Origin of the sequence: Mycobacterium sp. IS-1556 (assembly GCF_001499985.1) — a bacterium.
In the GTDB taxonomy this organism is placed as follows: domain Bacteria; phylum Actinomycetota; class Actinomycetes; order Mycobacteriales; family Mycobacteriaceae; genus Mycobacterium.
Genome location: NZ_LQIM01000034.1, coordinates 169,689 through 187,770 on the forward strand (window position 1 = coordinate 169,689; position 18,082 = coordinate 187,770).

The following is an 18,082-nucleotide window of genomic DNA, read 5'->3' on the forward strand; positions in this document are numbered from 1 at the left end:
CTGTTGTGCAGCTAAGAGAAGTGCTTGATGCGGAGCGAGCCGACCGGGCCGGGTATCCGTGGCAACGTCATGGACACTGCCGGATTCGTGTGCCGACGTCCGACGAGAGCCGTTGATGCGGTGCACCCGCAGCACGGCAGGTCCGGGAGACGATCTCTTGTGAGCCGGCGTCGAAGACGCCGTAGAGCACCTCGTCGCTGGGGACCGACACGGTGAGCAGCAATTGGACCGGGGTGCCTTCACCGGTGGCGACGGCCGCGGCCGCGTCGAGGCGCGCGACCAGATCGTCGACGCTCTGCTCGGTGAGCTCAGGCAGATACCACTCCGCCAGATAGCAGGCGGCTTCGCCGCTTCCGCTCATGGGCGAAACGGTAGCCGTTCGTCAGGCCGAGCGAATCGGGGTTTTCCCTACGTCTTGTCGGCCTGCGTCGCAGCACCCGGCTTCAGGTACGTGACCAGGCTGACGTCGATGCCCTCGTCGATGAAGTAGTACTGGGCGCCCTTGAGATACCGCATGTAGCGGTGGTAGTTCTCTTCGCCCGCGGCCGCGATCGCGGTCTCCTTGTTCTGCTCGAGCCGGTGGGCCCAGATGGCCAGCGTGTTGATGTAGTGGTTGCGCAGGGAGAGTGCCTCGGGCACCTGGAAGCCGGCCTTCTCGCCGTGCTCGATCATCATCTGGGTGGTCGGCAGGCGGCCGCCCGGGAAGATCTCGGTGATCATGAACTTGATGAAGCGCGCCATCTCGAACGTCAGCTTCTTGCCGCGCGCGGCCAGGTCGTACGGGTGGTAGCCCACGCTGCTCTGGATGGTCATCCGGCCGTCGTCGGGCAGCACCTCGAAGCACATCTTGAAGAAGTCGTCGTAGCGCTCGAAGCCAAAGTGCTCGAACGCCTCGATGGACACGATGCGGTCGACGGGGGATCCGAACTGCTCCCAGCCCTCCAGCCGCACGTCAAAGGTGCGCTCGGTGTCGATCTTGCTCAGCAGCTGCTCGCAGTACGCCTTCTGGTTCTTGCTCAGCGTGAGGCCGATGACGTTGACGTCGTATTTCTCCAGCGCGCGCTGCAACGTCAGACCCCAGCCGCAGCCGACCTCGAGCAGCGTCATCCCCGGCTTGAGGTCGAGCTTGTCCAGGTGCTGATCGACGTTGGCGATCTGGGCCTCGGACAACGTCACGTTGGGGCCGGTGAAGTACGCGCAGCTGTACTTGCGCGTCGGATCCTGGAATACGCCGAAGAAGTCGTCCGACAGGTCGTAATGCGCCTGGATGTCCTCGAAATGAGGAGTCATGTCCTTCGTGCCGGTTGAGTTGTCAGACATAGTTCCCCTGCTTGGCCTTTCCCGATGACGACACGCTCACCTGTGCATCGTCCCATGATGATCTGGTCGTACACCCTAGCGTTCGGCCAGAGTCAGACCCTAATTTGCCGGGACGCCACTCCGGCGGCTATTTGGCCACGCCGGCCGAGCCGGCTATTTGGCCACGCCGGCCGAGCCGGCTATTTGGCCACGCCGGCCGAGCCGGCTATTTGGCCAGCGTGAACTGGTTGACGTCGATGTACCCGACGCGGAAGCCATGCGCACATCCGGTCAGGTAGTGCATGTAGCGGTCGTAGACCTCCTCGGACTGCACCGCGATGGCCTCGTCCTTGTGCTCCTGGAGCGCCTCCGCCCAGCAGTCGAGTGTGCGCGCGTAATGCGGCTGCAGGCTCTGGCGGCGGGTCAACTCGAAGCCGGCTTTCTGCGCGTGCTCGCCGACCAGTTCGATCGTCGGCAGATAACCGCCCGGGAAGATTTCGGTGAGGATGAACTTGACGAACCGGGCCACCGAAAACGTCAGGGGCATACCGCGTTCGGCCATCTGCGGCAGAGTGAGCGCGGTGATGGTGTGCAACAGCATCACCCCGTCGTCGGGCAACACCCGGTGAGCCATCGCGAAGAAGTCGTCCCAGCGATCCTTGCCGAAGTGCTCGAAGGCGCCGATCGACACGATCCGGTCCACGGGCTCGTCGAACTGCTCCCAGCCCTGCAGCAGCACCCTCTTGGTGCGCGGGCTCTCCGATGCCGCGAACACTTTTTCGACCTGGGCGAGCTGGTTCTCGCTCAAGGTGAGGCCGACGACGTTCACGTCGTACTTCTCGATCGCCCGCAGCATCGTCGAACCCCAGCCGCAGCCGACGTCGAGCAGCGTCATCCCCGGCTCGAGACCCAGCTTGCCCAGCGCAAGATCGACCTTCGCCTGCTGGGCCTGCTCGAGGGTCATCTCGTCGCGCTCGAAATACGCACAGCTGTAGGTCTGCGACGGATCGAGCCAGAGGCGGAAGAACTCGTCGGACAGGTCGTAGTGGGCCTGCACATCGGCGAAATGGGGCGTCAAGTTGCGCGTTGCAGCCATCTGGTGCCTTTCCGGGACGTTCAGAAGCTGGGCGACGCCGGTGGTGGCATACAAGCCCGAAGCATTCCGCGCCGAATCTACCGCCGATCGCGACGGCTCACGAATCGGAGAAACTACCCGCAGGTCTAGGCCGTAGCGGCGAAGTTCGTCTTCAGCTCGCCGATGATGTCGTCCCACAGCGGCTCGGGCAGCTCATGACCCATGCCGTCGAACAGCACCAGCCGGGCGTTGCTGATCGCTTTGGCGATCGCCCGCCCGCCGTACGGCCGCATCAGTTTGTCGGCCTTGCCGTGCAGGACCACCGTCGGCGCGGTGATCTCGCGGTCATAGTGGCGCAGGCTGCCGCTGCCGAGGATCGCGGCGAAATGGCGCGCGATGCCGGCGGGGTAGTAGGAGCGGTCGTAACCCTCGATCGCGTCGGCGCGAAGCCGCTCCTCGGTAGCGGGGTAGCCGGGGCTGCCGATGATCTTGCTGACTCTGACGGCGTTCTCGATGACGGCTTCGCGGGAGGAGTCCTTGGGCCGCGCCAGGATCGCGAGCAGATGCCGCGGGCCGGGCGGCGGCAGCAACGCTTGGTTGTTGCTCGAGAAGATGATCGCCAGCGTCCTGGTGCGCGGCTTGTGCCGGGCGGCGAAGACCTGGGCGATCATGCCGCCCATCGACGCCCCGACGATGTGGGCCCGGTCGATGTTGAGGTGGTCGAGCAGCGCGGCGGCGTCGTCGGCCATGTCTTCGAGCGTGTAGCCCGCCGGGCTACGCAAGCCGACCAGCGAACGCAGCATCCGCGGCAGCAGCGGGGCGCCGCTGTGGCGCCCGGGAAGTTTCGACGACAAGCCGACATCGCGGTTGTCGTAGCGGATGACCCGCAGCCCCTGGTTGACGAGCTTCTCGCAGAAGTCCTTGCGCCACAACAGGAGCTGGGCGCCCAGGCCCATGATGAGGAGCACCGCCGGGTCGTTCGGGTCGCCCATGTCCTCGTAGTGGATGTCGAGCTCGCCTGATTTGGCGGTGCCGTCTCGTGTCTGCACTTAGGCCTGGACCTCGCTGTCGAGTTCGTCGGAATGCTCCCTGCTGACCTCGACCATGAAGTTGGCGAAGTACCCCGTCAGCTGCGGGTCGGACATCATCTGCCACTTCGGCGCGAGCAGCTTCATGTAGCGCTCCACATAGAGGAACTGCTTGCCGATCAGCACGAGTTCGCGCGGCAGCTTGACGTCGTAGGCCTCGGCCAGCGTGGACAGCTGCTTGCCGATCTCGGCATAGCTCATGTCGCCCAGCGTCGACATCGTCAGCGGTGTCGCGAACTTCTCCAGGTCCTTGGCCGCCTGCGCCTCGGGCTTCATGGTGCCGACGGCGCCCATCAGCACGACGATCTTGCCCGCCGCGGCATGGTCCTTCTTGACCAGCAGCGCGTACACCAGTTCGCGCAGCAGCCAGCGGGTGCGCGGGTCGATGCGGCCCATGATGCCGAAGTCGAAGAAGACGATCTTGCCGTCGTCGTCGACGTAGAGATTGCCCGCGTGCAGGTCGCCGTGGAACAGGCCGTGGCGCAGCCCGCCCTCGAAAACGCTGAACAGCAAGGCTTTTACGAGCTCGGTGCCGTCGAAGCCCTTCTGACGGATGGCTTTCACGTCGTCGATGCGGGTGCCCTGGATGCGCTCCATCGTCAGCACCCGTTCACTGGTGAGGTCCCAATACACTTGCGGCACACGGATGTTGCGGCCCAGTGGCGAGGCGTGCATGTGCGAGACCCATGCGTCCATCGACTGCGCCTCGAGCCGGAAGTCCAGTTCCTCGGCCAGGTTGTCGGCGAAGTCGGCGACGACGTCCTGCGCGCTCAGGCGCTGGCCCAGCTTGGCGAACTCCACCAGCCGCGCGCCGCGCTTGAGGATCTGCAGGTCGGCCGCGACGCGTCGGCGGATGCCGGGGCGCTGGATCTTGACGACGACCTCTTCACCGCTGTGCAGCGTCGCGTAGTGCACCTGCGCGATGGATGCGGAGGCGAACGGCTTCTCGTCGAAGCTCTTGAACAGGTTCGCCGGCTCGTCGCCGAGGTCCTCGACGAACAGCTTGTGCACCTCTTTGGCGTCCGCGGGCGGCACCCGGTCGAGCAGGCTGCGGAACTCCTTGGACAGCGGCTCCCCGAACGCGCCGGGGCTCGACGCGATGATCTGGCCGAACTTGACGTAGGTGGGCCCTAGGTCGGCGAACGTCTGCGGGATCTGCTTGATGATCTTCTGCTGCCACGAGCCGCGGCCGGCGATGTTCGAGACGACGCGTGCGCCGGTGCGCGTTATCTGCCAGCCCGTCGCGCCGACGCGAGCAGCCTCGATGGGCAGCGGGACCCGATCCAGCCGGGCAACCTCGCGGTGCTTGGTCTTCGGCGTGGTACTCATCCCTGCAGTGTCTCAAAATCGGCGGTGAGCCGCGAAAAGCTGTGGACCGGCTCACAGTGGGCCCGGTTGCGGGGCATCAGGCCTGCGCGAAAGCGCGCTCCACTTCCTCGCGGCTGCGGACCGGGTCGTCGCCCGGCTGGTAGGTCGGCAGCGTGTGCGGCACGTCGGTGCCCGACGCCACCCTGGCTTGCGCCTGCTGGAACTCCGGGATGGGCCCCTGTGCCAGGTGCAACGCGTTGATGACCGACCAGACGGTCACCCGACGGGTGGTGCGCTCGAAGATGTTGGGGTCCTTGTGCTGGATCAACTGCTTGGCCCAGCGCGGCATGGTGTCGCGGATGGCCCAGTTGATGGCGCTCTGCGCCAGCGGCAGACCCGGGCCGGTGGCCACCGCCGTGCCGTGCGTGACGGCCAGCCGCGGCAGGTAGGACTCCAGGCACTCGGCGACGTCGGCCTTGGTCTCCGGCAGGTCGGTGCCGCCCAACGCGTGGCCGACGCGCACGAACTCGCGGTAGTAGCGGTCGATCTTCTTGCCGCGCAACGGGTTCGGGTGATACAGCTCGTGTGCGGTCGCCAGGCCCCAGACCACGGTGGCGTAATTCCACCGCAGCCAATCCGGGTCGTCGGCGTCGTAGCGGGCGCCGTCCGGACGGGTGCCCTTGATGGTGTGATGCATCGACCGCACCGTCTGCGCCAGCCGCTCGGCGGTCTCGGTGGACCCGTATGCCGTGCCGATGAAGAACGCGATCGAATGACCGAGGCGCACCGCGGCGCCCTTGGGATCGATCTCCGGTCGACCGACACCGTTTTCGTCGCGCTTCACCAGCCGCGAGTGATGCATGCCCATCCAGTAGATCGACGGGTCGAGCCGCTCCATGAACGCCGCACACTGCAGCCCGAAGATCAGCGCCTGCATGTGCGAGTGCACGTGCCAGACCGCGCTGCCCGGCCCGAACCAGCCCGGGTCGCCGACGGGCGCGGCGAATTCGATGCCGCGGAAGTAGTTGCTTCGCACAGCCGTGTCGAAGCGCTGGTTGAGGAACTCCCCGATGAACTGGTGCGGCAGCAGAATCACGTCGGCTCCTTGCTCACAAACCGTGGTCACGGCTGTAACCAGAATACATTTTGGTCACGTATGTGACCAGAGTTGGCGATGACGGGCCTACGCTGAGGTGGTGTCGACTCCCACCCGCTGGGCGGGCGTGCCCCTGACGGACCGCCGCGCCGAACGCCGTGCGCAGCTGATCGATGCCGCTTTCCGGTTGTTCGGCGAGGGCGGTGAGGCCGCGATGTCGGTGCGGTCGGTATGCCGGGAGTGCGGGTTGAACACGCGGTACTTCTACGAGAGCTTCTCCGACACCGACGATCTGCTCGGTGCGGTCTACGACCAGGTGAGCGCCCAATTGGCTGAGGCGGTCGAGGCCGCGATGGCCCAGGCCGGCGATTCGTTGCGGGCCAGGACGCGCGCGGGGATCGCCGCGGTGCTCGGATTCAGCTCCGAGGATCCCCGCCGCGGGCGGGTGCTGTTCACCGACGCGCGATCGAATCCCGTGCTGTCGGCGCGCCGGGCGGCGACGCAGGACCTGCTGCGGGAGGGCGTGCTCACCGAGGGCTGGCGGTTGCAGCCGGACACCGACTCGGTAGCCGCCCAGGTTGGCGCGGCGATGTACACCGGCGCGATGGCCGAGCTGGCCCAGCAGTGGCTGGCGGGCCGGCTGGGGACCGACCTGGACGCGGTCGTCGAGCACGCGGTCAGCCAGGTGCTGCGGTAGCCGCTTCCTCTGCGCCGAGTGCACGGTCGGTGTACGCGAAACCCGAAAATGTGTACACCAGCCGTGCACTCGGCGGACGGGGGACTCAGGGCCGCCAGCGCTTGATCCAGTCGGTCTCCGGCCACTCCTCATTGGCGGCCATCAGCTCGTACATCGTTGCGCGGTCGATGGATTCGCGGATGATGTCGGCGTGACCGGCATGGCGGCTCAGCTCCTCGATGAGGTGCAGGATCACCCAGCGCACATTCCAGTGATCGATGTCCTGCGGAAACCACGGCACATCGTGCGGCACGGGAACCGGTGTGTCGAGGTCACATTCGCCCAGAACTCGAAGCGTCTCGGCGTTCTGCCGCTTCAGCGCGTCGAGTAGTCCGTCGAGCGTCTCGTCCTCGCGCATGACGTACTGGTCGCCGTACTCGGCGATGAGCTCCTCCATCGGGCGGTCGTCTTTCGGGGGAGAGTCGGGCGCGCAGGCCGCCCGCTGCACCCAACCGGTCTGCACGCCGGCGGCGTGCTTGACCAGTCCGCCGACCGACAGCGCGCTGACCGACGGCGTGGACCGCGCCTGTTCGTCGGTCAACCCATACGCCACCGCGAAGAACGCGTTCTGCTGAAACGCAAGGAATTCCAACAGGCTCTGGCGTTCGTCGGCGGCGGGAGGTGGCATTCCGGGCATGGCTAATTCCTCTTCTCATCGGGGGTGTGGGTGTAAAGGTCGCGGATGCAGGCGATTTCGGCGCCGTGGTGAATGACCTCGCGGTTGATGTGCAATACCAGCGCGATGAACGGATAGTCGGCGTACGGGCCTTCGGCGGGACCGCACGGCCGGTTCAGATCGTCGTCGGACAACGCGCGGACGCCGTCGATCCATGTGCCGTACTGCTCGTCGAGTTGGCTGAGCGCCGTCGCGGCGTCGGTAGCATACCGCCAGGTCTGGTAGTCGGCAGGTGGACCGCCGAAGTGGCTGTGGTTACGCATCGCGAGCACACCGACGATGACGTGCGCGAGCCGCCAGGCGATCGTGGTGAACGGTGCCGGCTCCGGCTCGGGATAGGTGAAGTCGATCGACCCGTCGGGATGCACGGTCCAGCAGTCGGGGACCGGCTGCCAGAAGTACTCGTCGTCGGTGAGCCCGTCGAAGCGCGGTCGCAGGAACTGCGTCCAGTGGAAGTCCAACTGCTCCGCAAGCTGGTCTGTCGTCGTCATAGGACTACTCTGACAGCAATATAGGACAGTTTCGGTCCTATGACTGCGACAGGATTGATGCGTGGCGGAAACGACGAGCAGGGTGCTGCAGCTGCTCGGCCTGCTGCAGTCTCGCCGCGTGTGGACCGGTGAGGACCTTGCGGAGCGGCTCGGGGTGACCACCCGCAGCGTGCGCCGCGACGTGGAACGCCTGCGTGACCTGGGTTATCCCGTGCACGCCAGCAAGGGTCACGGCGGTGGATACCAGCTCGCCGCGGGCGCGGCACTGCCGCCGCTGCTGCTCGACCCGGACGAGGCGGTCGCGATGGCCGTATGCCTGCGGCTGGCCGCGGGCGGGACGGTCGCCGGTGTCGGCGAGTCCGCGCTGCGGGCGCTGAGCAAGCTCGACCAGGTGATGCCGGCGCGACTGCGCTCGCAGGTGGCGGCGTTGCACGATTCGACCGTCACGCTGACGTCGCCGACCTCGGACGCGCCGGTCGAACCCGACGTGTTGATGACGCTGGCCCGGGCCTGCCGCGACCGCGAGCACGTCCGGGCCGGTTACGTCGACATCCGCGGAAACGCGACCCAGCGGCGGCTCGAGCCCTATCAACTGGTCACCACCGGACGCCGCTGGTACCTGCTGGCCTACGACCGCGACAAGCAAGACTGGCGCAGCCTGCGCCTGGACCGGATGGCCGACGTGCGGGCCCAGGGCAGCACGTTCACGCCGCGCGAGGCGCCCGACGCCGCGACCTATGTGCGACGCTCGATCAGCAGCTCGCCGTACCGGTACGTCGCGCGGGTGCGGTTTCATGCGCCGGAAAGCGTTCTGGCGCAGCATTTCTCGGCGGCCTCGGCGACGGTCGAGGCGGACGGTCCGGACGCGTGCATCGTCACCGCGGGCGCCGACGACCCCGAGCGCATGGTGTGGTACTTCGCGACGGTCGGGTGCGACTTCGAGGTGCTGGAGCCGCCGGAGGTGGTGCGCGCGGTCCAGGCGGTGTCCGAGCGGTTGCAGCGCCGCCTCAGGACGTGAGCTCCAGTCGGTCGGCCAGCATGAGAAACGCCGCGGCGAACGGGTTGTCGGCGGTGTCGGCGCGGATCAGTTTCCAATCCAGTTGTTCGCGCACCGCTCGCACGGCGGGCAGCAACGCGGCGAAGTCGCAATGGTGTTCGTTGAGCGAGTTCAACTTCTCTCGCATCACCTCGGTGGGCGCCAGGACGCGCATCCGGATCGCGAGCACGTCGTGCTCCTCGGCCGCCACGATGCTCTCCTTCTCGACGGGCACGCCGTTGAGGCGGTGCAGCACGTCGATGACGAAGTCCTGCCCGACGCACGCTTTGAACAACCAGTCCTCCGGGGTGCGTTCGATCCGGAAACCGGCCTCCTCCAGCGTCGCGGCGGCCTTCTCGGTGTCGGGCTCTGCGACCACGAAATCCACGTCGTGCACGGGTTCGGGGCCGCCGAACACCCACAGCGCGTAACTGCCGGCCAGGGCGAAATCCGGGCCCTGGGCACGCAGCGCCGACGCCGCGCGTTTGAGCGCGTCGCGCAGATCATCGTTTCTCTGGGGCACTACTCTCCTGGGGCCGACTGATCGCCTAGCGGCCATTGTGGGTAGCTAGTACCCATGCGGATGCGTCTGGCCACCTTCAACATCTTGCACGGGCGCAGCGTGCATGACGGCGTAGTTCACCCGGACCGGCTGGTGGAATCCGTTCGGCAACTCGACGCCGACATCCTGGCGCTGCAGGAAGTCGACCTAGATCAGCCGCGTTCGGGCATGGCCGATCTCACCGCGGTCGCCGCCGAAGCGATGGGCGCGGTGAGCCATCGGTTTGTGGCGGCGATCTCCGGGACGCCGGGGGCCACCTGGATGGCCGCGACCGGTGACGAGCAACCCGGCACCGCCGCCTATGGGATCGCGCTGCTGTCACGGTTTCCGGCGGAGTCGTGGCAGGTGTCGCGGCTGCCGCGGATTCCGGTGCCGTTTCCGATGTACCTGCCCGGTCCGAATCGGGTTCAGATCGTCAATGAGGAGCCGCGCGCGGCGATGGTGGGGCAGCTGAACACCCCGCTGGGGCCGCTGACCGTTGCCAACACGCATCTGTCGTTCGTGCCGGGGTGGAATCGGGTGCAGTTGTGGCGGCTGCTGCGCGATATGCGTGGTTTCCCGTCGCCGCGGGTGTTGATGGGCGATCTGAACATGGCGCCGCCCACCGTCAGGCGGTGGGCCCGGCTGCGGCCGCTGGCCACCGCCCTCACGTTCCCCGCCCACGACCCCGACCGTCAGCTCGACCACATCGTCACCGACGATCCCGGGTTGCGGGTGGAGCGGTGCTGCGCGCCGTCGTTGACGGTCTCGGATCACCGCGCTCTGGTGGTCGACATCTCCCGAGCCTGATGGTGCCGACCGTCCACCGAAACTGCACAGAGATCGCGCGCACACGTGTTTTCACGATCTGCCCGCAGTCTCGATCACCGCGACCTCACACGCCGTAGGGTTTGGGTGTGCGGGTCATTTCGGCGGAGTCGACGGACTTGTTCGTCGGGCCCGCCGATGCGCCGCAGCAGATCGTGCGGATCGATTACACCGGCGGCGCGGGCGAGGTGCGCGTCGACGGCGACGGCGTGACGGGTCACGCGCGCGCGGACGCGGGGGACGGCAGCGTGGAGGTGCCGGTCGCGGTGACCGACGCCGTCGTCGGCGAGCAGCGCCAGGCCCGCGCGGTCACCAGTGAGGGCATCACGCCTTTCGTCTTCACCGTCGCCGAACCCGGCTGGACCATGTACATGATCAGCCACTTCCACTACGACCCGGTGTGGTGGAACACGCAGGCGGCCTACACCGCGGCGTGGAGCGAGGACCCGCCGGGCCGGTGCAGGCAGACCAACGGGTTCGATCTGGTCAGCGCACACCTCGAAATGGCCCGTCGCGAACCGGAATACAAGTTCGTGCTGGCCGAAGTCGACTACCTCAAGCCGTTCTGGGACACCCACCCCGAGGACCGCGACGATCTCCGCCGCTTCATCGCCGACGACCGCGTCGAGATCATGGGCGGCACCTACAACGAACCGAACACCAACCTCACCAGCCCCGAGACGACCATTCGAAACTTCGTGCACGGCATCGGGTTTCAACGCGACGTCCTCGGCGCCGACCCGGCGACTGCCTGGCAGCTCGACGCGTTCGGCCACGACCCACAGTTCCCCGGAATGGCGGCGGAGGCGGGGCTGACGTCGAGTTCGTGGGCCCGCGGCCCGCATCACCAGTGGGGCCCGATGGCCGGCGGCGGCGATCCGCAGCGGATGCAGTTCAGCAGCGAGTTCGACTGGATTTCCCCGTCCGGCCGCGGGCTGCTCACCCACTACATGCCCGCGCATTACTCGGGGGGCTGGTGGATGGATTCGGCGCCGACACTGGAGCAGGCCGAAGCCGAGACGTATCAGCTTTTCACCTCGTTGAAGAAGGTGGCACTGACCCGTAACGTGCTGCTGCCCGTCGGCACCGACTACACGCCGCCGAACAAATGGGTCACCGCGAATCACCGGTCGTGGAACTCGCGATACACCTGGCCGCGCTTCGTCTGCGCGTTGCCCAAGGAGTTCTTCGCGGCGGTGCGCGCCGAACTGGCCGTGCGCGGTGTCGAACCGTCGCCGCAGACGCGTGACATGAACCCGATCTACACCGGCAAGGACGTCTCGTACATCGACACCAAGCAGGCCAACCGGGCGGCCGAGGACGCCGTGCTCGACGCGGAGAAGTTCGCGGTGTTCGCCGGGCTTCTCGGCGGCGCGACCTACCCGCAGGCGGCGCTGGCCAAGGCATGGGTCCAATTGGCCTACGGCGCACACCATGACGCGATCACCGGGTCGGAATCGGACCAGGTGTACCTCGACCTGCTGACCGGTTGGCGCGACGCCTGGGAGTTGGGGACAGCGGCCCGCAACAACGCGCTGGCCCTGCTGTCGGGCGCGGTCGAGGGATCGGTCGTCGTGTGGAACACGGTGACGCACAAGCGTACTGACGTAGTGACTGCTCGGCTTCCGGAAGCGAGCGGACCGGTGCGCGTGCTCGACTACGCCGGTGAGGAGGTGCCCGCCCAGTGCGGTGCACGGTCGGTCAGCTGGCTGGCCCGCGACGTGCCGTCGCTGGGCTGGCAGGCCTACCGGCTCGAGGACTCCGGCGCATCGACGAACTGGGAACCGGTGCGCGGTAACGAGATCAGCAATGAGCACTATCGGCTACGGGTCGACCCGTCACGTGGCGGAGTGGTGGACGCGTTGATCGAAAACGGCTCGGGTCGCTCGCTGCTCGCCGACGGCAAGGTCGGAAACGAGTTGGCGATCTACGACGAATACTCCGCACACCCCGAAGCTGGCGAGGGTCCGTGGCACCTGCTACCCAAGGGGCCGGTGATCGCTTCCTCCTCATCGGCGGCCGACGTGCAGGCCTACCGCGGACCGCTCGGCGAGCGGCTGAAGATCCGCGGCCGCATCGGTGAGTTGTTGCGGTACGAACAGGTCCTCACGCTGTGGCGCGGCGTCGCGCGCGTCGACTGTCAGACCACGATCGACGAATTCACCGGCGTCGACCGGCTATTGCGGCTGCGCTGGCCGTGCCCGGTACCCGGGGCGCTGCCGGTCAGCGAGGTCGGTGACGCGGTCATCGGCCGGGGGTTCGGGCTGCTGCACGAACGCGGACAGGAAACGGCGATCGACGCCGCGACGCATCCGTGGACGCTGGACAATCCGGCGTACGGCTGGTTCGGCCTGTCATCGACGGTGCGGGTGCGCGTCGGTGACGGGTGTCACGCGGTGTCCGTTGCCGAGGTGGTGACGCCGACCGAGACCGCGTCCGCGGTGGCCCGACCGCTGATGGTGGCGCTGGCGCGCGCCGGAGTCACCGCGACCTGCAGCGGTGCCGACAAGCCGCGCTACGGCGATCTCGCCGTCGACTCGAACCTCCCGGACACGCGGCTCGCGATCGGAGGACCCGACGAAAACGTCTTCACCGCAGCGGTTCTGGCCGAGGCGGATTCTTCGTATACCGAGGAGCTGAAGCGGCAACTGCATGCGACCGGCACCGCCAGGGTGTGGGTGCCCGCGGCCGCGCCGCTGGCCGAGGCGTGGGTGCCGGGCGCGGATCTGCGTGACGTGCGGGCGCTGCCGGTGCTGATCGTCGCGGGGTCGGTCCTGGACGACGCGGTGACGGGCGTCGCCGAGGACCTGGCCGACTGGGAAATCGTCGTCGAGCAGGACTCGCCCGCAGGGCTGGCGGCCTTCGAGGACCGGACGGTGGCGGTGCTCAACCGCGGGCTGCCAGGGTTCGCCGTGGAACCCGATGGCACGATGCATCTTTCGCTGATGCGGTCGTGCACCGGGTGGCCGTCGGGCACCTGGATCGACCCGCCGCGCCGAACCGCGCCCGACGGATCGAACTTCCAATTGCAGCACTGGACACACACTTTCGAATACGCATTGATCTCCGGTGACGGCGACTGGCGGCGGGCGGGCGTTCCGGCCCGCAGCGCCGAGTTCTCGCATCCACTTCTCGCAGTGACGGAGAAGTCCGGGGCCGCGGGTGGGCTGCCGTCGTCGGGCTCGCTGTTGGAGATCGAGCCGGCGGGCTCGGTGCACCTCGGTGCGTTGAAGGCCGCCGGCAACCCGCTGGCCGGCGGTAGCGCCCGCTCGGTCCACCCGTCGGACGGCGTCGCGATGCGGTTCGTCGAAACCACCGGGGCCACCGCAGAAGTCACGGTCACCTCTGGGCTACGTCGAGTGTCCGCCGCGGTTCGGGTGGATCTCCTCGAGCGGCCCCGGGTCCAGGAGGTGACGCCGGACGGTTTGTCGTTGCACGGCTTCGAGATCGCCACCGTGCTGGCGCGTTTCAACATGCCGCAGGTGCTGCAGGCCGATCATGCGGTGCTGGCGCCCGACGCGGAGGAGGCGCAGCCGCTCTACGCCCGCTATTGGCTGCACAACCGGGGCCCGGCGGCGCTCGGTGGCCTGCCCGCGGTCGCGCATCTGCATCCGCAGCGCGTCGTCGCGTCGGGTCCGTCGGTGCAGCTTCGTCTCACCGCCGTCAGCGACTGCAGCGATGAGGTATTGCACGGACGGGTGCACCTGCTCTGTCCGGACGGCTGGACGGCGCAGCCCGCCGTGCTGTCGTTCATGCTTCCGCCGGGAGAGTATCTGGACACCAGCGTGAGCCTCACCGCGCCGGAGAAGGTGGAGCCCGGGTTGTATACCGTGCGTGCGGAACTCGCGTTGACGGGCGCGCACGTCTCGATCCCTCCCGCGTGGCGTCAGATGGTCGAGGACGTGTGCGTCATCGCGGTCGACGCACCACCCGACGACACCCTCCTGCGACTGGTCGCTGGACCGGAGCCCGTCGAGGTCAACGCCGGTGAATCGGCGCGCCTGGTGGTCACCGTCGGCACCGACGCGTATGCCGACATCGCCGTCGAGGCACACCTGATCAGCCCGTGGGGCACATGGGAATGGCTGGGTCCGGCCGCATCCGGTGTCGAGCTGTCCGCTCGCGGCACCGCGGAAATCGGCTTCGACGTCGCACCTCCGGACTGGGTAGCGCCCGGCGAATGGTGGGCGTTGGTCCGCCTGGCGGCGGCCGGGCAGCTCGTCTACACGCCTGCGGTGAAGGTGACGGTGCGATGAGTAACGCGGCTGGGTGGGCGGGCGTCGCAGCGACGGTGCACGGCACGCCCGTTTCCGTCGAGGAGGTCGACGCCCGCGAGACTTCGCTGCGCGCGTCGCGGATCGCGTCGTCGCTGCCGCGGCCCGGTACCAGTGAGGCACGGCAGCTTCGGCGTTGGCTGACTCAGCTCCTGGTGGCCGAACGCGTCGTGGCGGCCGAGGCACAGGCGCGCGGGTTGACCGCGGCCGACGCACCCAGCGAAGCCACACTGCTGCCCGACATGACGGTGCGGATGGAGATCGGCAGCGTGGCGGCGTCGGTACTGGCCGGCCCGTTGGCCCGTGCGGTGTTCGCGCAGATGACCTCGGAGATCGACGTCACCGACGACGAAGTCGCGTCGTACCAGGCGCGGAACCCATTGCGCTTCAAGGGAGCCGAGGAGGTTGCGGCGCATCTACGTGCAGCCGCCCGCCGTCGCACATTTCGGCTGTGGCTGGACGCCAGATGCGCGGCCGTCGTGCAGCTTGCCCCGGGCTACGAGCATCCCGGTGACCCGCGACAGCCCGACAACACCCACCGGCACTGATGGCCGATTCCACTCTGACGCTCGCAATCGACGTCGGCGGCACCAAGATCGCGGTCGGCCTGGTCGACGATGCGGGGACGCTGGTGCACAAAGGAAAATTGCCGACGCCTGACGGTGACGCGGAAACGATTTGGGCAGTGGTGGATTCGCTGGTCACCGAGGCGCTGGCCACCGCGGGAGGCCGGGTCCGCGGCGCCGGAATCGCCTCGGCCGGACCGATCGACCTGGCGACGGGCACCGTCAGCCCGATCAACATCACCGCGTGGCAACGCTTTCCGATTGTCGAGCGGGTCTCGGGGGTCGTCGGCGCCCCGGTGAGACTGGCGGGCGACGGGTTGTGCATGGCGCTGGGGGAGCGGTGGCGCGGTGCGGGCCGCGGCGCCGATTTTCTGCTCGGCATGGTGGTGTCGACCGGCGTCGGCGGCGGGTTGGTGCTCGACGGCGCACCCTACGACGGCCGGACCGGCAACGCCGGGCACGTCGGCCACGTCGTCGTCGATCCGGACGGCGGGCCGTGCACCTGCGGTGGCCGCGGCTGCGTCGAGACCATCGCCGCGGGCCCTCGGATGGCGCAGTGGGCACGCGAGCAGGGGTGGGATGCGCCCGCGCACGCCGACGCCAAGGAGTTGGCCGATGCCGCCAATGCCGGCGACGCCGTCGCGCTGCGGGCGTTTCGTCGCGGTGCGGCCGCCGTGGCCGCGATGATCGCGTCCGTCGGCGCGGTGTGCGATCTGGACCGGGTCGTCATCGGCGGCGGTGTGGCGAAGTCAGGGGCGCTGCTGTTCGATCCGGTCCGCGACGCGTTGACGTCGTACGCCGGGCTGGATTTCATTCGCCGGCTGCGGGTGGTGCCCGCCGAGCTCGGCGGTGAAGCGGGCCTCGTCGGCGCCGCGGCGCTGTTGGCTCACTGATCGCGGAATCAACTGCGCGTCATGTGCTTTCGCCCCCAGTCGCACAAACTCTGCAGCACCGGCGCAAGCGTCATGCCGTACTCCGAGATCGAATAGTGCACGCAGGGCGGCACGGTCCGAGCGTCGTGTCGGTCGATGATGCCGTCGTCGACGAGTTCATGCAGGTGGCGGATGAGCATCCGCTCGGTGATGTCGGGAATGCTGCGGCGTAACTCGGCGGTGCGCATCGGCCCGTCCTGCAGCCGCCACAGGATGGTGCCCTTCCAACGCCCGTCGATGACCGTCAGCGCGGTGTCGATCGGGCACTCGTTGACACCCTTCTTCGATACCGCCATGCGCCCTCCTGAGCTGACAAATTTGTCAGTACCTTGCTTTGTGTCAGCTTAGCGGGCACGGTCGAGACATGAGGGAAATCATCGAGATCGCTGCCCTGCTGATCGCCGGCCCGATGGTCGGAGTCGAGATCGCCGTGGCCGCGTTCACCAACCCGATCTTCGGTCGACTTCCCGACGGCGCGTTCGGTCAGGCTCGCGCCGATGGGAGCCGTGTGCTGGGACGGGTCATGCCGTTCTGGTACATCGCGACGCTGGTGGTGCTTGTGGTGGCGGCCGTGATCCTGCGGCCGGCCTGGCTCGTGACGGCGGCTGCCGCGCTGATGGCTGTCGTCGTACTCGTGACCGTGATGCTGATGGTGCCGATCAACAATCGCATCGGCCGCTGGGCTGATGCCGACGATGTCGACCGCGACCTGGCCCGTCGGTGGGACCGGCTGCACGGGCTGCGGGTCGCCCTGTTGATCGTGCTGTACGCGTTGCTGGTGATTTCGGTGTCGTAACCGTCGCTCAGCGACTGTTCGGACACCGAAACCACGCGTTTTGGCTGATGAGTGGGCAGCAGGCTATTCTGGTCGACGTTCCACCGAAGACCGTCGGTCACCGAGCAATCGGTTGAAGGTCCCGGATCCCCGGGCGGCCCACGCAGGAGGACGAGGCTAGTACGTCACGTGTGCGCCCCGACCTGTCTGCGTCGGGGCGTTCGTCGTTTCCGGTCCCTCATCCTTTCTCGGCCGATGGTTCCCATCCACGAGGAGGCATGCATGGCCAAGGCTGACAAGGCCACCGCGGTTGCCGACATCGCCGAGCAGTTCAAGGAGGCTTCGGCGACGCTCGTCACCGAGTACCGCGGGCTGACGGTGGCCAACCTCAAAGACCTGCGCCGCTCGCTCGGTGATTCCGCCACCTACACGGTCGCCAAGAACACGCTGGTCAAGCGTGCTGCGGCGGAGGCGGGCATCGAGGGGCTCGACGAGTTGTTCGTCGGTCCCACCGCGATCGCGTTCGTCAAGGGCGAGGCCGTCGACGCCGCCAAGGCGATCAAGAAGTTCGCCAAGGACAACAAGGCCCTCGTCATCAAGGGCGGCTATATGGACGGCCGCCCGCTGAGCGTGTCCGAGGTCGAGCGCATCGCCGACCTGGAGTCGCGCGAGGTGCTGCTGGCCAAGATGGCCGGCGCGATGAAGGCGAACCTGTCCAAGGCCGCCGGTCTGTTCAACGCTCCGGCGTCGCAGGTCGCCCGGCTGGCCGCAGCTCTGCAAGAGAAGAAAGCCGGCGAGGAAGCCGCTTAACCCCCGACTTGTGGAGCCGCACCGGCGCTGACCGCCGCTAACACTCCACAAATCGCCTAACGAAGAAGTAAGAAATCAGAAAGGACCACACGATGGCCAAGCTGTCCACCGACGAGTTGCTCGACGCGTTCAAGGAACTGACGCTGCTGGAGCTCTCCGAGTTCGTCAAGAAGTTCGAGGAGACCTTCGAGGTCACCGCCGCTGCTCCGGTCGCCGTCGCCGCGGCCCCCGGTGCCGCTGCCGGTGGTGCCCCCGCCGAGGCCGCTGAGGAGCAGTCGGAGTTCGACGTCATCCTCGAGGGTGCCGGCGACAAGAAGATCGGCGTCATCAAGGTCGTCCGCGAGATCGTCTCCGGCCTGGGCCTCAAGGAGGCCAAGGACCTCGTCGACGGCGCTCCCAAGCCGCTGCTCGAGAAGGTCGACAAGGCGGCCGCCGACGATGCCAAGGCCAAGCTCGAGGCCGCGGGCGCGACGGTCACCGTCAAGTAGCACCTGCGTAACCGCTTGCCGGCGAGCCGGCAATACCACAACTGTGGGGTCGATCCAGCAAAT

Annotated in this window: 19 protein-coding genes; 9 read left to right on the top strand and 10 right to left on the bottom strand. The window is 67.6% G+C overall.

What is annotated here, in order from left to right:
- Positions 1 to 67: 67 nt before the first annotated feature.
- The 6 genes from AU187_RS17300 to AU187_RS17325 all read right to left on the bottom strand — a co-directional run bounded on the left by AU187_RS17300 (position 68) and on the right by AU187_RS17325 (position 5,863).
- Positions 68 to 361 carry a hypothetical protein gene (locus AU187_RS17300; RefSeq protein ID WP_059101301.1) on the bottom strand — a complete coding sequence of 98 codons (294 nt, stop codon included), beginning with the start codon at positions 359 to 361 and terminating at the stop codon, positions 68 to 70.
- 47 nt (positions 362 to 408) lie between these two features.
- Positions 409 to 1,320 carry a cyclopropane mycolic acid synthase family methyltransferase gene (locus tag AU187_RS17305; protein WP_059101302.1) on the bottom strand — a complete coding sequence of 304 codons (912 nt, stop codon included), beginning with the start codon at positions 1,318 to 1,320 and terminating at the stop codon, positions 409 to 411.
- 205 nt (positions 1,321 to 1,525) lie between these two features.
- The gene (locus AU187_RS17310) at positions 1,526 to 2,395 is read right to left on the bottom strand and encodes a cyclopropane mycolic acid synthase family methyltransferase (RefSeq protein ID WP_059101512.1); all 870 of its coding nucleotides are present in this window, start codon (positions 2,393 to 2,395) and stop codon (positions 1,526 to 1,528) included.
- Positions 2,396 to 2,520: 125 nt separating this feature from the next.
- On the bottom strand, positions 2,521 to 3,423 hold the full coding sequence (locus AU187_RS17315) for an alpha/beta fold hydrolase (protein ID WP_059101303.1): 903 nt from the start codon (positions 3,421 to 3,423) through the stop codon (positions 2,521 to 2,523).
- Positions 3,424 to 4,791 carry an ABC1 kinase family protein gene (locus tag AU187_RS17320; protein WP_059101304.1) on the bottom strand — a complete coding sequence of 456 codons (1,368 nt, stop codon included), beginning with the start codon at positions 4,789 to 4,791 and terminating at the stop codon, positions 3,424 to 3,426. It lies immediately after the preceding gene.
- A 76-nt stretch (positions 4,792 to 4,867) separates the two neighbouring features.
- Entirely contained in the window at positions 4,868 to 5,863 is a 996-nt protein-coding gene (locus tag AU187_RS17325) for an oxygenase MpaB family protein (protein WP_059101513.1), read from the bottom strand.
- A 103-nt stretch (positions 5,864 to 5,966) separates the two neighbouring features.
- Between AU187_RS17325 and AU187_RS17330 the strand changes: the two genes are divergently transcribed.
- Positions 5,967 to 6,563, top strand: a complete 597-nt coding sequence (locus tag AU187_RS17330; RefSeq protein WP_059101514.1) for a TetR/AcrR family transcriptional regulator — start codon at positions 5,967 to 5,969, stop codon at positions 6,561 to 6,563.
- Between the two features lie 85 nt (positions 6,564 to 6,648).
- On the opposite strand, the gene AU187_RS17335 is transcribed toward AU187_RS17330, so the two are convergent.
- Complete coding sequence (locus AU187_RS17335; RefSeq protein WP_059101305.1) at positions 6,649 to 7,239, bottom strand: DinB family protein; 591 nt, start codon at positions 7,237 to 7,239, stop codon at positions 6,649 to 6,651.
- A gap of 2 nt (positions 7,240 to 7,241) precedes the next feature.
- On the bottom strand, positions 7,242 to 7,769 hold the full coding sequence (locus AU187_RS17340) for a DinB family protein (protein ID WP_059101306.1): 528 nt from the start codon (positions 7,767 to 7,769) through the stop codon (positions 7,242 to 7,244).
- 61 nt (positions 7,770 to 7,830) lie between these two features.
- Here AU187_RS17340 and AU187_RS17345 point away from each other — a divergent pair, with 61 nt between their 5' ends.
- Entirely contained in the window at positions 7,831 to 8,787 is a 957-nt protein-coding gene (locus AU187_RS17345) for a helix-turn-helix transcriptional regulator (RefSeq protein WP_059101307.1), read from the top strand.
- On the opposite strand, the gene AU187_RS17350 is transcribed toward AU187_RS17345, so the two are convergent.
- Positions 8,777 to 9,328 (bottom strand): hypothetical protein, encoded by a 552-nt coding sequence (locus tag AU187_RS17350; RefSeq protein ID WP_156425605.1) that lies wholly within the window; start codon positions 9,326 to 9,328, stop codon positions 8,777 to 8,779. The genes AU187_RS17345 and AU187_RS17350 overlap by 11 nt on opposite strands.
- Before the next feature lie 60 nt (positions 9,329 to 9,388).
- Between AU187_RS17350 and AU187_RS17355 the strand changes: the two genes are divergently transcribed.
- The 4 genes from AU187_RS17355 (at position 9,389) to AU187_RS17370 (ending at position 15,907) form a co-directional block, all read left to right on the top strand.
- Complete coding sequence (locus AU187_RS17355) at positions 9,389 to 10,156, top strand: endonuclease/exonuclease/phosphatase family protein (protein WP_059101515.1); 768 nt, start codon at positions 9,389 to 9,391, stop codon at positions 10,154 to 10,156.
- A 107-nt stretch (positions 10,157 to 10,263) separates the two neighbouring features.
- Positions 10,264 to 14,430, top strand: a complete 4,167-nt coding sequence (locus AU187_RS17360) for a glycoside hydrolase family 38 N-terminal domain-containing protein (RefSeq protein WP_059167003.1) — start codon at positions 10,264 to 10,266, stop codon at positions 14,428 to 14,430.
- Positions 14,427 to 14,996 carry a DUF7158 domain-containing protein gene (locus AU187_RS17365; RefSeq protein WP_059101310.1) on the top strand — a complete coding sequence of 190 codons (570 nt, stop codon included), beginning with the start codon at positions 14,427 to 14,429 and terminating at the stop codon, positions 14,994 to 14,996. Before AU187_RS17360 ends, AU187_RS17365 begins: the two co-directional genes overlap by 4 nt.
- On the top strand, positions 14,996 to 15,907 hold the full coding sequence (locus tag AU187_RS17370; protein WP_059101311.1) for an ROK family protein: 912 nt from the start codon (positions 14,996 to 14,998) through the stop codon (positions 15,905 to 15,907). Before AU187_RS17365 ends, AU187_RS17370 begins: the two co-directional genes overlap by 1 nt.
- A gap of 8 nt (positions 15,908 to 15,915) precedes the next feature.
- On the opposite strand, the gene AU187_RS17375 is transcribed toward AU187_RS17370, so the two are convergent.
- Positions 15,916 to 16,242: a winged helix-turn-helix transcriptional regulator gene (locus AU187_RS17375; RefSeq protein ID WP_059101312.1), complete on the bottom strand. Its 327-nt coding sequence runs from the start codon at positions 16,240 to 16,242 to the stop codon at positions 15,916 to 15,918.
- A gap of 68 nt (positions 16,243 to 16,310) precedes the next feature.
- On the opposite strand from AU187_RS17375, the gene AU187_RS17380 reads away from it, so the two are divergent.
- From AU187_RS17380 to rplL, 3 genes are all read left to right on the top strand, one after another.
- On the top strand, positions 16,311 to 16,742 hold the full coding sequence (locus tag AU187_RS17380; RefSeq protein ID WP_059101313.1) for an anthrone oxygenase family protein: 432 nt from the start codon (positions 16,311 to 16,313) through the stop codon (positions 16,740 to 16,742).
- 261 nt (positions 16,743 to 17,003) lie between these two features.
- Positions 17,004 to 17,531 (top strand): 50S ribosomal protein L10, encoded by a 528-nt coding sequence (rplJ, locus tag AU187_RS17385; protein ID WP_059101516.1) that lies wholly within the window; start codon positions 17,004 to 17,006, stop codon positions 17,529 to 17,531.
- A gap of 92 nt (positions 17,532 to 17,623) precedes the next feature.
- On the top strand, positions 17,624 to 18,019 hold the full coding sequence (gene rplL / locus AU187_RS17390) for a 50S ribosomal protein L7/L12 (RefSeq protein WP_059101314.1): 396 nt from the start codon (positions 17,624 to 17,626) through the stop codon (positions 18,017 to 18,019).
- The last annotated feature ends 63 nt before the right edge of the window (positions 18,020 to 18,082 follow it).

Bases quoted from the DNA above. Each gene is read 5' to 3' on its own strand.
- AU187_RS17300 (WP_059101301.1), bottom strand. From the start codon at position 361: ATGAGCGGAAGCGGCGAAGCCGCCTGCTATCTGGCGGAGTGGTATCTG.
- AU187_RS17305 (WP_059101302.1), bottom strand. From the start codon at position 1,320: ATGTCTGACAACTCAACCGGCACGAAGGACATGACTCCTCATTTCGAG.
- AU187_RS17310 (WP_059101512.1), bottom strand. From the start codon at position 2,395: ATGGCTGCAACGCGCAACTTGACGCCCCATTTCGCCGATGTGCAGGCC.
- AU187_RS17320 (WP_059101304.1), bottom strand. From the start codon at position 4,791: ATGAGTACCACGCCGAAGACCAAGCACCGCGAGGTTGCCCGGCTGGAT.
- AU187_RS17335 (WP_059101305.1), bottom strand. From the start codon at position 7,239: ATGCCCGGAATGCCACCTCCCGCCGCCGACGAACGCCAGAGCCTGTTG.
- AU187_RS17340 (WP_059101306.1), bottom strand. From the start codon at position 7,769: ATGACGACGACAGACCAGCTTGCGGAGCAGTTGGACTTCCACTGGACG.
- AU187_RS17355 (WP_059101515.1), top strand. From the start codon at position 9,389: ATGCGTCTGGCCACCTTCAACATCTTGCACGGGCGCAGCGTGCATGAC.
- AU187_RS17365 (WP_059101310.1), top strand. From the start codon at position 14,427: ATGAGTAACGCGGCTGGGTGGGCGGGCGTCGCAGCGACGGTGCACGGC.
- AU187_RS17370 (WP_059101311.1), top strand. From the start codon at position 14,996: ATGGCCGATTCCACTCTGACGCTCGCAATCGACGTCGGCGGCACCAAG.
- AU187_RS17375 (WP_059101312.1), bottom strand. From the start codon at position 16,242: ATGGCGGTATCGAAGAAGGGTGTCAACGAGTGCCCGATCGACACCGCG.
- AU187_RS17380 (WP_059101313.1), top strand. From the start codon at position 16,311: ATGAGGGAAATCATCGAGATCGCTGCCCTGCTGATCGCCGGCCCGATG.
- rplJ (WP_059101516.1), top strand. From the start codon at position 17,004: ATGGCCAAGGCTGACAAGGCCACCGCGGTTGCCGACATCGCCGAGCAG.
- rplL (WP_059101314.1), top strand. From the start codon at position 17,624: ATGGCCAAGCTGTCCACCGACGAGTTGCTCGACGCGTTCAAGGAACTG.